Source organism: Streptomyces sp. ICC1 (genome assembly GCF_003287935.1).
GTDB lineage: Bacteria > Actinomycetota > Actinomycetes > Streptomycetales > Streptomycetaceae > Streptomyces > Streptomyces tritrimontium.
The window spans coordinates 6,660,482-6,673,546 of the sequence record NZ_CP030287.1; the positions used below are offsets into that span (position 1 = coordinate 6,660,482).

The 13,065-nt window shown below is 72.3% G+C and carries 11 protein-coding genes and 1 riboswitch; of the genes, 5 read left to right on the forward strand and 6 right to left on the reverse strand.

Annotated elements, in window-relative coordinates; genetic code table 11:
* Window positions 1-127: 127 nt before the first annotated feature.
* Complete coding sequence (locus DRB96_RS31220) at window positions 128-1,687, forward strand: DNA polymerase IV (protein WP_112451477.1); 1,560 nt, start codon at window positions 128-130, stop codon at window positions 1,685-1,687.
* On the opposite strand, the gene DRB96_RS31225 is transcribed toward DRB96_RS31220, so the two are convergent.
* Window positions 1,684-2,049, reverse strand: a complete 366-nt coding sequence (locus DRB96_RS31225; RefSeq protein ID WP_112451478.1) for a PRC-barrel domain-containing protein — start codon at window positions 2,047-2,049, stop codon at window positions 1,684-1,686. The two genes, DRB96_RS31220 and DRB96_RS31225, sit on opposite strands and share 4 nt — an antisense overlap.
* 118 nt (window positions 2,050-2,167) lie before the next feature.
* Window positions 2,168-2,266: riboswitch (glycine riboswitch) on the forward strand.
* Window positions 2,267-2,462: 196 nt separating this feature from the next.
* Here DRB96_RS31225 and gcvP point away from each other — a divergent pair.
* Complete coding sequence (gcvP, locus tag DRB96_RS31230; protein WP_112453916.1) at window positions 2,463-5,348, forward strand: aminomethyl-transferring glycine dehydrogenase; 2,886 nt, start codon at window positions 2,463-2,465, stop codon at window positions 5,346-5,348.
* A gap of 91 nt (window positions 5,349-5,439) precedes the next feature.
* On the opposite strand, the gene DRB96_RS31235 is transcribed toward gcvP, so the two are convergent.
* On the reverse strand, window positions 5,440-5,646 hold the full coding sequence (locus DRB96_RS31235; RefSeq protein ID WP_112451479.1) for a DUF5999 family protein: 207 nt from the start codon (window positions 5,644-5,646) through the stop codon (window positions 5,440-5,442).
* Between the two features lie 272 nt (window positions 5,647-5,918).
* Window positions 5,919-6,542: a hypothetical protein gene (locus DRB96_RS31240; RefSeq protein WP_162688906.1), complete on the reverse strand. Its 624-nt coding sequence runs from the start codon at window positions 6,540-6,542 to the stop codon at window positions 5,919-5,921.
* A 515-nt stretch (window positions 6,543-7,057) separates the two neighbouring features.
* Between DRB96_RS31240 and DRB96_RS31245 the strand changes: the two genes are divergently transcribed.
* On the forward strand, window positions 7,058-8,593 hold the full coding sequence (locus tag DRB96_RS31245; protein WP_112451481.1) for a glutamate-cysteine ligase family protein: 1,536 nt from the start codon (window positions 7,058-7,060) through the stop codon (window positions 8,591-8,593).
* Window positions 8,594-8,673: 80 nt separating this feature from the next.
* Window positions 8,674-9,174, forward strand: a complete 501-nt coding sequence (locus DRB96_RS31250) for a hypothetical protein (protein ID WP_112451482.1) — start codon at window positions 8,674-8,676, stop codon at window positions 9,172-9,174.
* A gap of 324 nt (window positions 9,175-9,498) precedes the next feature.
* On the opposite strand, the gene DRB96_RS31255 is transcribed toward DRB96_RS31250, so the two are convergent.
* The 3 genes from DRB96_RS31255 to DRB96_RS31265 form a co-directional block, all read right to left on the reverse strand.
* Entirely contained in the window at window positions 9,499-10,098 is a 600-nt protein-coding gene (locus tag DRB96_RS31255) for a TetR/AcrR family transcriptional regulator (RefSeq protein ID WP_112451483.1), read from the reverse strand.
* Window positions 10,099-10,180: 82 nt separating this feature from the next.
* Window positions 10,181-11,017 carry an NmrA family NAD(P)-binding protein gene (locus DRB96_RS31260; RefSeq protein WP_112451484.1) on the reverse strand — a complete coding sequence of 279 codons (837 nt, stop codon included), beginning with the start codon at window positions 11,015-11,017 and terminating at the stop codon, window positions 10,181-10,183.
* Between the two features lie 122 nt (window positions 11,018-11,139).
* Window positions 11,140-12,315, reverse strand: a complete 1,176-nt coding sequence (locus DRB96_RS31265) for a PP2C family protein-serine/threonine phosphatase (RefSeq protein ID WP_112453918.1) — start codon at window positions 12,313-12,315, stop codon at window positions 11,140-11,142.
* 177 nt (window positions 12,316-12,492) lie between these two features.
* Here DRB96_RS31265 and DRB96_RS31270 point away from each other — a divergent pair, with 177 nt between their 5' ends.
* On the forward strand, window positions 12,493-13,059 hold the full coding sequence (locus tag DRB96_RS31270; protein ID WP_112451485.1) for a TetR/AcrR family transcriptional regulator: 567 nt from the start codon (window positions 12,493-12,495) through the stop codon (window positions 13,057-13,059).
* The last annotated feature ends 6 nt before the right edge of the window (window positions 13,060-13,065 follow it).

Genomic DNA, 13,065 nt, shown 5'->3' on the forward strand with positions numbered 1-13,065 from the left:
CCCCCTTCGGGGCCGTCCCGGGCCCTTCCGGCCGTCGCCCCGGGGTTCGCAAACCGCCCGCCTCGGCGGCGGGTGGCGCCGGGCGGCCTCGGGTCGTTTGTCAGTGGCGTAGGGCAGCATCGGGGCTGTGAGAGCCGCGCCGACCATCCTGCACCTGGACATGGACGCCTTCTACGCCTCCGTGGAGCAGGCGTCGAAGCCGAGCCTGCGGGGCAAGGCGGTCATCGTCGGCGGGCTCGGACCGCGCGGGGTCGTCGCCACCGCCTCGTACGAGGCCAGGCGGTTCGGGGTGCACTCGGCGATGCCGATGGCCCAGGCGCGCCGCCTCTGCCCGAACGGCGCGTGCCTGATCCCGCGCTTCAGCCTGTACCGGGCGGTCAGCGACACGGTCATGGCCCTCCTGCGCGAGCTGTCCCCGCTCGTGGAGCCGCTCAGCCTGGACGAGGCCTTCGTGGACCTGGAGGCCGGCGGCGTCGCCTTCGACGCGCCGGGCGCGCGGGCCGTCGGGCAGCGGCTGCGGGCGGACATCACGGCCGCGACCGGGCTCAGCGGATCGGTGGGGCTGGCCGGATCCAAGATGCTGGCCAAGGTGGCCTCCGAGGAGGCCAAGCCGGCCGGGCTGCTGCTGATCGGGGTCGGCACGGAGCGCGAGCACCTCGCGCCGATGTCGGTGCGGACCCTGCCCGGCGTGGGGCCGGCCACCGGGGAGCACCTGCGGCGGGCCGGGATCACCACGGTGGGGGAGCTGGCGGAGGCCGGCGAGGACGAGCTGGTCCGGATGGTGGGGCGCTCGCACGGCGTCGGGCTGTACCGGATGGCCCTGGGGCTGGACGACCGGCCGGTGGTCGCCGAGCGCGACGCGAAATCCGTGTCGGTCGAGGACACCTTCGATGTGGACCTGCACGACCGGGTGCGGATCAGGGGCGAGGTGCAGCGGCTCGCGGACCGGTGCGTGGAGCGGCTGCGGGCCTCCGGGCACTCGGGGCGGACCATCGTGCTCAAGGTGCGGCGCTACGACTTCTCCACGCTCACCCGCTCCGAGACCCTGCGGGGGCCGACGGACGACCCGAGGGTGGTCCGGGAGGCGGCCGCGCGGCTGCTGGAGGCGGTGGACACCACGGGCGGGGTCCGGCTGCTGGGAGTGGGCGTGACGGGGCTGGCGGACTACACGCAGGAGGACCTCTTCGCCTTCGCGCTGGCCGCCGAGGGGGAGGACGGGGAAACCGGGGGCGCTGGGCCGGACGGGGTCGGTGGGGCCGCTGGGGCCGCCGAGACGGGTGCGGTGCCCGAGGCCGCCGGAACGCAAGACGCGCCGCCGCCCGGCGCGGCCGCGGGGGCGGTCGTGGGGGCGGACGGGACGACAGGGACCCCCCGGGGTCAGGGCGCGGAGCCGGGCCAGGGCCAGGGCTCAGACCAGGGCCAGGGCTCAGACCAGGGCCAGGGCCAGGGTCAGGGCGGCGCGGGGTCCGCGGCCGAGCCCGAGGCCGCTCCCGGGCGGCGCTGGCCGGCCGGCTGCGACGTCCGGCACGCGGTGCACGGACCCGGGTGGGTCCAGGGCAGCGGAGTCGGGCGGGTGACCGTACGGTTCGAACAGCCCGGGTCCGAGCCGGGCCGGGTGCGGACGTTCCTGGTGGACGACCCCGAACTGGAGCCGTCCGATCCGCTGCCGCTGGTGGGTACGGTCTAGGTTTCGCCGCCCGCCACGTGGCCGAAGTCGCGGTGGAACTCGCTGGGGAGGGTCACGTCCAGGCCGTAGTGGTGGTAAAGCTGCAGCTCCTGTTCGGGGGAGAGGTGGCGGCCGACGCCGAAGTCGGGGGCGTCCCTGATGAGGGAGCGCTCGAAGGGCACCCGCAGGGTCTCGCCGACCATCTCGCTGGGCTCCAGGGGGACGAAGGCGTCCCGGCTGAAGAGGCCGGTCCGTACGGCGGCCCATTCGGGGACGCCCGTGGCATCGTCGAGGTAGACCTCGTCGACGGTGCCGATCTTGGTGCCATTGCGGTCGAACGCCTTGCGGCCGATCAGGCTCCGCGGATCGATGTCTGTCTGCACGGTCCGGTCCCTCCATTGGAGCGCACTCATCCGTAATGACTACAAAAGTGCATTTCCGGAGAGGGGGCCACTCGAGGGAGGGGGCCAGATCCTCGCTGGTAGGCTGGGTGACGGCTGTTGACCCTGTGCGGGAGAGTCCTCCGAGTGAGTTCGACGGAGGCGCCGAAGGAGCAAATCCTCCCCGGAATCTCTCAGGCATACGTACCGCACGTGGTGAGGCCACTCTGGAAAGCAGGACGGGTACCGGGCGCGCAGTGCCGGTTCCCTCCTCACCGACGGTGAAAGCCGGACCTCGCGAGCGATCCTCGAGCGGCCCGGTGAAGCTCTCAGGTTGTGATGACAGAGGGGGAGGCCGTCCGGGTGCCCGCGCCGTGGTGCCCCTCGCAGGTCGTACGACCAGGAGGCCTCCGTACATGACCGCCAACCGCATTCCGCTCTCCCAGCTGGAGCGAGGCATCCCCTTCGAGCAGCGCCACATCGGCCCGGATGCCGAGGCGCAGGCGAAGATGCTCGCCCACGTGGGCTACGGCTCCCTGGACGAGCTCACCGCCGCCGCGGTACCGGATGTGATCAAGACCACTGCCGCGCTGAACCTGCCCGAGGCGCGGACCGAGGCCGAGGTGCTCGCCGAGCTGCGTCAGCTCGCCGACCGCAACCAGGTCCTCTCCTCCATGATCGGCCTGGGTTACTACGGCACCTTCACGCCGCCGGTGATCCTGCGCAACGTCATGGAGAACCCCGCCTGGTATACGGCCTACACGCCGTACCAGCCGGAGATCTCCCAGGGCCGCCTCGAGGCCCTGCTCAACTTCCAGACCGTCGTCGCCGAGCTGACCGGCCTGCCGACCTCGGGCGCCTCCCTGCTCGACGAGGGCACCGCCGCCGCCGAGGCCATGACGCTGGCCCGCCGGGTGGGCAAGGCCAAGGGGAACGTCTTCCTCATCGACGCCGACGCGCTGCCGCAGACCATCGCGGTGATCGAGACCCGCGCCGAGCCGATCGGCATCGAGGTCGTCGTCGCCGACCTGTCCGAGGGCATCCCGGCCGAGATCGCCGAGCGCGGCGTCTACGGCGTGCTCCTGCAGTACCCGGGCGCCTCCGGCGCGGTCCGCGCGATCAAGCCGGTCATCGACCAGGCCCACGGGCTCGGCGCGATCGTCGCCGTCTCCGCCGACCTGCTCGCCCTGACCCTACTGACCTCGCCGGGCGAGCTGGGCGCGGACATCGCGGTGGGCACCACCCAGCGCTTCGGCGTCCCGATGGGCTTCGGCGGACCGCACGCCGGCTACATGGCCGTCCAGGCCAAGCACGCCCGCTCGCTCCCCGGCCGCCTCGTCGGCGTCTCCGTCGACGCGGACGGGAACAAGGCCTACCGGCTGGCGCTGCAGACCCGTGAGCAGCACATCCGCCGTGAGAAGGCCACCAGCAACATCTGCACGGCGCAGGTGCTGCTCGCCGTGATGGCCGGCATGTACGCCGTCTACCACGGCCCGGACGGCCTGCGGACGATCGCCCGCCGCACGCACCGCTACGCCGCCCTGCTCGCCGCCGGTCTGACGGCCGGCGGGGTCGAGATCGTGCACGGCTCCTACTTCGACACCGTCACCGCCCGGGTCCCGGGCCGCGCCGCCGAGGTCGTGGCCGCGGCCCGCGAGGGCGGGGTCAACCTCTTCCAGGTGGACGCCGACCTGGTCTCCGTCGCCTGCGACGAGACCACCCTGCGCGCCGACGTCGAGGCCGTCTGGACCGCCTTCGGGGTCACCGCCGACCTGGAGGCCCTCGACGCCACCGCGGCCGACGCGCTTCCCGAGGCGCTGCTGCGCGAGGACGCGTACCTGACCCACCCGGTCTTCCACCAGCACCGCAGCGAGACCGCGATGCTGCGCTACCTGCGCAAGCTCTCGGACAAGGACTACGCGCTGGACCGCGGCATGATCCCGCTGGGCTCCTGCACCATGAAGCTCAACGCGACCACCGAGATGGAGCCGGTCACCTGGCCCGAATTCGGCCAGCTGCACCCGTTCGCCCCGGTCGACCAGGCCGAGGGGTACCTCACGCTCATCACCGAGCTGGAGGAACGTCTCTGCGAGGTGACCGGCTACGACAAGGTCTCCATTCAGCCCAACGCCGGCTCCCAGGGTGAGCTCGCCGGCCTGCTGGCCGTCCGCGCCTACCACCGGGCGAACGGCGACGAGCAGCGGACCGTCTGCCTCATCCCGTCCTCCGCGCACGGCACCAACGCCGCCAGCGCCGTGATGGCCGGCATGAAGGTCGTCGTCGTCAAGACCGCCGACGACGGCGAGGTGGACGCGGACGACCTGCGCGCCAAGATCGAGCAGTACCGCGACGAGCTCGCCGTGCTGATGATCACCTACCCCTCCACGCACGGTGTGTTCGAGGAGCACGTCGCCGACATCTGCGCCCAGGTGCACGACGTCGGCGGCCAGGTCTACGTGGACGGCGCCAACCTCAACGCCCTGGTGGGCCTGGCCAAGCCGGGCCACTTCGGCGGCGACGTCTCGCACCTGAACCTGCACAAGACCTTCTGCATCCCGCACGGCGGCGGCGGCCCGGGCGTCGGCCCGGTCGGTGTCCGGGCGCACCTGGCCCCGTACCTGCCCAACCACCCGCTGCAGCCGACCGCCGGTCCCGAGACGGGCGTCGGCCCGATCTCGGCCGCTCCGTGGGGCTCGGCCGGCATCCTGCCGATCTCCTGGTCGTACGTGCGCCTGATGGGCGGCGAGGGCCTCAAGCGCGCCACCCAGGTGGCGGTGCTCGGCGCGAACTACATCGCCAAGCGGCTGGAGCCGCACTACCCGGTGCTCTACACCGGCCCGGGCAACCTGGTCGCGCACGAGTGCATCATCGACATGCGGCCCCTGTCGAAGGCGACGGGCGTCAGCATCGACGACATCGCCAAGCGCCTGATCGACTACGGGTTCCACGCGCCGACCATGTCCTTCCCGGTCGCCGGCACGCTCATGATCGAGCCGACGGAGTCCGAGGACCTCGCCGAGATCGACCGCTTCTGCGACGCGATGATCGCCATCCGCGCCGAGATCGAGCGGGTCGCGGGCGGCGAGTGGCCGGTGGACGACAACCCGCTGGCCAACTCCCCGCACACGGCGGCGGCGCTGGGCGGCGAGTGGAACCACCCGTACAGCCGCGACGAGGCCGTCTTCCCGGGTGGGGTTTCGGCCGCGGAGAAGTACTGGCCGCCGGTGCGCCGCATCGACGGTGCCTTCGGCGACCGGAACCTCGTGTGTTCCTGCCCGCCGCTGGACGAGTACGACAACTGATCCGCCGTCCGTCCGCGTGACGTGACGAAGGGGCCGGCCCGGGAGGTGTTCCTCCCGGGCCGGCCCCTTCGTTTGCGGTCTGGCCGGCAGCCTAGGCCGCCTTCATCACCTGCGTCGCCGCGAGCGGGCGGTGCGGAGCGATGATCTGGCCGTCAGGCAGCAGCTCACCGGTGTCCTCGAAGAGCAGGACGCCGTTGCACAGCAGGCTCCAGCCCTGTTCCGGGTGCACGGCCACGGGGTGCGCGGCCTCCCGGTCGGCGGAGTCGGCGGACGGGCATGCTGGCTTGTGCTGGCACATGGATGCGTTCTTTCGCTGCGGTGTGGTCTGCTGTGTGCTGCGGCTCGATGCGGTGTTCATGGCCGCCCCCCGTATAGACGACTTGGCTCGGTCAGGGTCCCAGTGTTCCCCCACGGCACGGTGTCCGGAGGGATTTCCCGGTAGCTGTCCTCATAGATTGATGACGCATCACCCGTGCGGGCGGTTCAAGTCAACTCCCCTGTCATTTCGGATGGTTCGCAGGGGGCCCGAGTGGGCTAGGCCGAATGGGCAGTTCCGGCCACGGGGCCCGATCAGGCGGCCGGGGCCGCCATCGAGGGCGGGACCGGGGGCGCCGCCGAGGGCTTGAGCCGGTGGGTCATCACGGGCAGCAGTTCGGACACCGGGTGCGGCCGGTAGGCGGCGATGCCCGGCGGGGCGGGCGCCAGCGGGACGAGCAGGTCGGCGGCGGCCGGCAGTCCGGCGGAGGCGTCGGCGCCCACCGATCCGTGCAGCCACAGCGTCAGCATGTACAGCTCCGGTACGGACAGCAGCCGCGGCTGGTAGTTCTTGCCGAGCGACTCGGCCTGGCGCAGTGCGCGTTCGGTGGCGGCGACGTAGGGGCCCTCGAAGAAGTGGGAGAAGGCCCACCCGTCGGGTGTCAACCGGGTGTCGGCCGCCGCGACGTAGCGGTCCCCGCTGCGGATCAGGAACCGCCAGCCGGTCAGCCGGGTGCGCGGCGGCCTGCCGCCCGCGGTCAGGCCGGAGATGTTCAGCCGGTCCAGGACGTGGACGGGCAGCGGCAGTTCGGCTGTCATCGGACCCTGCAGGGCGCGCAGGGCCGGGGTGTGCGCCTCATTGACGGCGCTGGGAGAACCGAGGGCCGCGAGGACGCTGCGCAGGGCGGGCGCGGGAGCCGGAGGGACATGCAGCGGCATGGTGGGTCGCCTCTCACTTGGGAGACCGGTGGAACGGGGGCGGGGTGCGGGTGCGGGACGGCGCTGTCGCATTCTGGGGCCAGAGGGGGGCTGAGGGGCAATGGCCGCGCGCCAACTCTCTGCCTCGTTTGCGGAGTTTATACGACATGTGTTCACGCAGTGTTTCGAGTAGCTGTCCCGCCTATTGCCGACAAGACGCTTACCGGTCCCTCTGACATGGCATTCATGCCCGGTGCGCGCAAAAATGCCGCGCTGACCTCGGAGGTTACCGGACGGGGGCTCGGCTGGAAAGCATCGGTTATCCGGAACCGGCAAAGTCGACGCGGTAATTGCGTACAGCCGCTTGCCAGGCGAATGTGCCAAAGCGCCTGTCGGCCAAACCGGCGCGCGCTCCTCGCCAGTCACGCCCCTCCCGCGTTATCGATCACTCCGCCGGGGCATCATCGACCGTAAACGCGCGCCTGGGTGACGGATCTTTCCACGCCGACCAGGCCCACTCGAGGAGGGAAGCTTCGATGGGGGAGAAGGTCGTGGCGGGCGGATTCGACCTGTCCGATCGGCAACGGTACCGGAGGAAGCTTCACGAGTGCCTGGAGGTACTGGAGCGGCTTCTGGCGGAGAAGAGGTTCGATCGGCCCAAGAACATGATGGGGCTGGAGATCGAGCTGAATCTCGCGGGTGCCGACGGGTTGCCGAGAATGGTGAATGCCCAGGTGCTCGAACGGATTGCCAGCCCTGATTTCCAAACGGAACTCGGAATGTTCAACCTGGAGGTGAACGTACTCCCGCACCGGCTCGGCGGCCGGGTATTCGACCAGCTCGCCGAGGAACTGAGCGCGGGTCTCGGCTATGCCCACCGGCAGGCCGTGGAGATCGACGCCGGCGTGGTGATGATCGGAATCCTGCCGACGATCTCCCGCGCGGACCTGGTCACCGCCAACCTCTCGGCGGTGGACCGCTACTCGCTGCTGAACGAGCAGATCCTGACGATGCGCGGCGAGGACTTCACGCTGGACATCGACGGTGTCGAGCGGCTGACCTGGACCTCCGGGTCGATCGTGCCGGAGGCCGCCTGCACCTCCGTACAACTGCACCTGCAGGTGACACCGGCCCGGTTCGCGGACGTGTGGAACGCGGCACAGGCGGTGGCCGCCGTACAGATAGCCGTCGGCGCCAACTCGCCGTTCCTGTTCGGCCGGGAGCTGTGGCGGGAGTCGCGGCCGCCGCTCTTCCAGCAGGCCACCGACACCCGGCCGCCCGAGCTCCAGGCGCAGGGGGTGCGGCCGCGCACCTGGTTCGGCGAGCGGTGGGTGGATTCGGCGTACGAGCTCTTCGCCGAGAACGTCCGCTACTTCCCGGCCCTGCTGCCGATCTGCGACGAGGAGGAGCCGCTGCGCGTGCTCGCCGAGGGCGGGGTGCCGAGCCTGCAGGAGCTGGTGCTGCACAACGGCACCGTCTACCGCTGGAACCGGCCCGTGTACGGGGTCGCCGACGGGGTGCCGCACCTGCGCGTGGAGAACCGGGTGCTGCCCGCCGGGCCGACGGTGGCCGACGTGGTCGCCAACGCGGCCTTCTACTACGGGCTGGTGCGGACCCTCGCGGACGAACCGCGCCCGGTGTGGAGCCGGCTGCCCTTCGCGGAGGCCGAGGCCAACTTCGACGCGGCCTGCCGCTACGGCATCGAGGCCCGGCTGCGCTGGCCGCGCCGGGGCCGGGGCGGGGGGCTGGCGAGCGTGCCGGCGGTACGGCTGGTGCTGGACGAGCTGCTGCCGATGGCCGCCGCGGGCCTGGACGCGTGGGGGATCGAGCCCGCCGACCGGGACCACTACCTCGGGATCATCGAGGAGCGATGTCGGCGCCGGGTGAACGGGGCGACCTGGCAGGTGGAGACCTACCACCGGGCGCGCGCCGCCGGGCTGGAGCGGGACGCGGCGCTGGCGGCGACCACGCGCCGCTACAGCGAACTGATGCACAAGGGCGAACCCGTGCACACCTGGCCGGTCGGCATCGCGGAGGCGGAGGTGGGCGCCGCGACGGCGGCGCAGGGCTGAGCGGGAGCGGGCTCTTATACACATCCGACGCTGCCGACGCCCCACCCAGTGAAACGTTCGGTGGCCGCCGGATCACTAGCGTGGCCCTGCACGCGGCGGAGGAGGATCTCGTCGCCGCCTGCATGCGGCGGCGCGGCTTCACCTACCGCCCCCAGCCGCTGGCCACGGGCAACCGCATCGCCGACGCGAATCCTTACGGGCTGCTCGCCGTCGCGCAGGCGGTCGACGACGGGTACGGCATCACGAGCACGGCGCTGGCCGTGCGGCCGCAGGAGGACGCCAACGCCGGCGAGAGCGCGAACGACCGCTGGAAGGAGGCCCTGCTGGGCACGCCCGCGCACCGCGTGGACCTGAAGATGCCGTTGGGGCGGCAGTTCTTCTACCACTCGGACTCCTGCGTCAGCGACGCCAAGTCCGGCCTGTTCGGGCCGGATTGCCACAGGCTCTACAACACCTTCCAGGTCCTCGCCGACGCCCTGGTAGACAAGGTCCGGGCCGACGGCCGCCATGTGGAGGCGCAGGGTGCCTGGAGTGCGTGCGTGAAGGACGCGGGAGCGGACGCGGGCACGCTGGTGCTGTGACCGGGAAGGTCCGCCGGGTAGGACCCGGCCGGGATCCACGCGGTCGCCGGCGTCGAGCTGAAGCTGTCGAAGGCGGGCGCCGATTGCCAGGTCAGGGCCGGCCGCGCCGCTGCCGTCGCGGCGGCGCAGGGCGATGCCGAGCAGACGCTGGGCGCCGACCACGCGAACGATCTCGCCGCGCTGCGGACCGTACGGCAGAAGGCGCTGGCGCGGGCGGAGGCGGAGGCGGACCGGGCAACGGTCCGGCCGTGACGTCGGTGTCCGGCCACGGCGTCGCTGCACGGTCATCCGGCCGAAGTGGAGCCGGACCGGGCAAGAGACGGCCTACGCGCCGGGCGGTCCGCTGTCGCTGTCGCCGCCGAGGACGTTGCCGATGTGGGCCGCGAGCGAGGACCGCAGGGCCTCGGGCGTCATGTTCCGCTCGTCGATCAGGTGCGCGACGAGGTCGGCGCGGATGGCGGCCAGCAGGGCGTGGGCGGTGAAGTCCGCGGCCCGCACTCCGGGCACCTGCTCCAGTGCGGTACGGAGGGTCTCGTGCCACCAGCCGTAGTGCCCGGCCCGGTAGGGGCTGCTGAGCCCGGCGTCCTCCGCTGCCGACATCAGGTTCCGGTTCTCGATCTTGAAGCGCAGCGAGGCGTCGAGGAGGTCCAGCACCCGCTGCCGCGGTGCGCGGTCGGCGGCGTCCCGTGCTTCCCGTACGGCTTGCCGGAGCGGTTCGAGGCGGGAGGCGATCACGGCGCCGATCAGGCCGGCGCGGTCGCCGAAGCGGCGGAACAGCGTGCCCTTGCCCACGCCCGCGGCCGCGGCGATCTCGTCCATCGACACGCTGTGGGGGCTGCTGCTGGCGGCGAAGAGGGCGTCGGCCGCGGCCAGGACGGCTTCTCGGTTGCGCAGGGCGTCGGCGCGTTCTGTGCGCTGGGCCACGGATCCTCCTCGGTCTTCGGCCTGTCCCGGCCCCCGGGAATGGTATGCGGTGGGCTCCCGGCCCGGACGGGTCGCCGCCGCTTCACGACAGCTCCCGCTCGGCGAACGCGCGGAACGTGCCCGGCGGCCGGCCGGTGAGGCGCTCGACCGCGTCCGAGGTGCGGTCCTCGGCCCCCTCGGCGATGGCGCGGTCCATGCCGGCCAGCAGGGTGGCGAACTCCAGCGGTATCTCGGCCGCCCAGCGGTCGCGCAGCTGCTCGAAGGTCAGCTGCCGGTGCACCACGGGCCGCCCGGTGGCCTCGGTGATGATCGCGGCCACGTCGGAGTAGCTCAGCGTCTGCGGCCCGGTCAGGATCAGGTCGGTGTCGGGGGCCCGGTCGTCGGCCAGCGCGCGCACGGCGACGGCGGCGATGTCCTCGGCGTCGACGAACCCGATGCGGCCCTCTCCCGAGGCCGACATGACGGCGCCCTCGGCACGGATGCTGCGCCCGTGGGGGGTGGAGGCGGTGAAGTTCTGCATGAACCAGGAGGGCCGCAACACCGCCCACTGCCCGAACAGGCCGGGCAGGGCCTGGTGGACCTGTCCCACCGCCGGACCGCCCGCGGGGATCGCCGACGAGCTGAGCAGCACCGCCCGGCGCACGCCCGCCGTCCGCGCCCGGTGGAGGAACGGCAGCATGACGGAGGCCGGGTCCGGAGAGCCGACGGGCGGGACGAGGTAGGCGCGCTCGACGCCGTCGAGGGCCCCGTCCCAGGTCGAGGGCTCGTTCCAGTCGAAGAGGACGCCCTGCCCGCCCGCCACGGGGGTGGCGCGTCGGCCGGCGGCCTTGACGCGGTGGCCCTCGGCTGACAGCCCGGCGGCGACCCGGCGGCCGGTGGTGCCGGTGGCCCCGATGACCAGGGTGGTGGGGGTGTTCATGGTCAAGTCTTCCGTTCCGCTCGAAGGCGCGGCCGCCCTTCCCTGAAGGGACACCCGACCGAAAACGGACCGTTGGTCCGCATGGAGTGGACCATACGGACTGGCGGTCCGTTTAGCAAGGATCAAGGATGGGGCGGCCGGGGGCGGAGGCGGGCCGCGAGGACGGCGACGTCGTCCTCGGCGTGCCGTGCGTCGAGTCCCCGGCAGGCGGCGTCCACCACGTCCGACACCCCGGCCCCGGCGGCCATGCGCAGTGCCGCGAGCCGGGCCAGGGAGGTGTCGATGTCCTCGCCACGGCGTTCCACCAGCCCGTCGGTGTAGAGCAGGACGGTCTGGTCCTCGGTGAACGGCAGGGCGACGGCGTCGTATCCGCCGACACCGGTGCCCAGCGGCGGGCCGACGGGCACCTCCAGCAGTCGGCCCCGGCCGTCGGCGGCGGCGAAGACGGCGGGCGGCAGGTGTCCCGCGCTGGCGTACACGGCCGTACCGCGAGCGGGATCGACGCGGACGATGAGGCAGGTCGCGGGGCGGCGGTCGCCGTCCGCCGCGGACAGGGCGTCCAGCTGGCGGAGCACCCGGTGCGGGGCGAGATCCGTGGAGGCGACCTCGCGCAGCAGGGTGCGGTAGGCGTTCATGTCGACGGCCGCCTCCAGGCCGTGGCCCATGACGTCTCCGACCACCAGCAGGGTCCGGCCGAAGTGCAGCCGGACGGTTTCGAACCAGTCGCCGCCGACCAGGGAGCGGGACCCGAGCGGCAGGTAGCGGCTGGCGACCTCCAGGTTCGGGTGCGGCCGGCCCGGTTCGGCCACCAGCGCGCGTTGGAGGTCGAGTGCGATCCGCTCGGTCGCGGCCAGCCGCCGTGCGTGGCCGATGTGCACGCACGCGAGGCGCGCCGCGAAGCGCAGCGTCGCCGTCTCGTGGTCGCTGAAGCCGCCGTGCGCTTGCTCCCTGACCGCGAGGAGCCTTCCGTAGGGCTCGCCCCGGCCGATCAGCGGCACCGAGACGAGGTGCGGCGAACCCCCTGAGCCACGGCCGGTACGGGCCTGCGCGGGATGCCCCTCGTCCGGGGCGCGGGCCTCGGGGGCGATCTCGGCGGGGATCTCGGCGGGGATCTCGGCGGGGAGGCCGTCCAGGAGGTCCGTCGCGCCGGCCGCGGCCACCCGTTCGTTCCTGCCGCCGTGGCCGGCCAGCTCCACGGCCGCTGCGTCGCACAGGTTCCGGAACGCGAAGCCCGCCAGCTCCCGCCAGGTCACCCGCTCGTCGAAGGACGTCCCGATCCGCTCGAGGGCCTCTTCCATCGCGCGCAGGCGATCCTCCGAGCCGCCTTCCGAGCCATCCCGTTCCGGCACGACGCCTCCCAGCACACTCCTTTCACCAGCGTATGGCTTGACCGCGGACGAGGAGTCGGCGACTCGTGGCCGGGCGGCCTCGCCGGAGGCGTTGACAGTCAAAAGTGTGAGTGGTTGAGTACTCACATGAAGAACGAACGACCCCGCAAGCTGTCCACCGCCGAGGAGCGCCGTGAGACGGTGCTGCGCACCGCCATCGGCGCCTTCGCGGCGCGCGGCTACTGGGGCACCACCACGACCGAGGTGGCGAAGGCGGCCGGCATCTCGCAGGCGTACGTCTACCGCTTGTTCCCCAGCAAGGAACTGCTGTTCACCGCGGTGGTCGAGCACTGCTTCCTGCAGGTCCGAGCCAGTCTGGAGCGGGCGGCCGCCGAGGCGAAGGGGAGCTCCGCCGAGGTGGTGCTGGAGGCCATGGGGGACTCGTACGCGCTGCTGATCAGCGACAACGACCTGATGTTGATCCAGCTGCACGCCCAGGCCGCGGCCGTCTCCGAGCCGGCCGTGCGGGAGGCGGTCCAGCGGGGCTACGCCCGGCTGGTGGAGTACGTCCGCGGCGCCTCCGGCGGCACCGACGAGCAGGTCCAGCAGTTCTTCGCGCTCGGCATGCTGTGCCACCTCATCGTCTCGATGCGGGCCGACGAGGTGGACGCCCCCTGGATCCGCACACTGTCCGCGGGCATCACGCACTACTGACGCCGG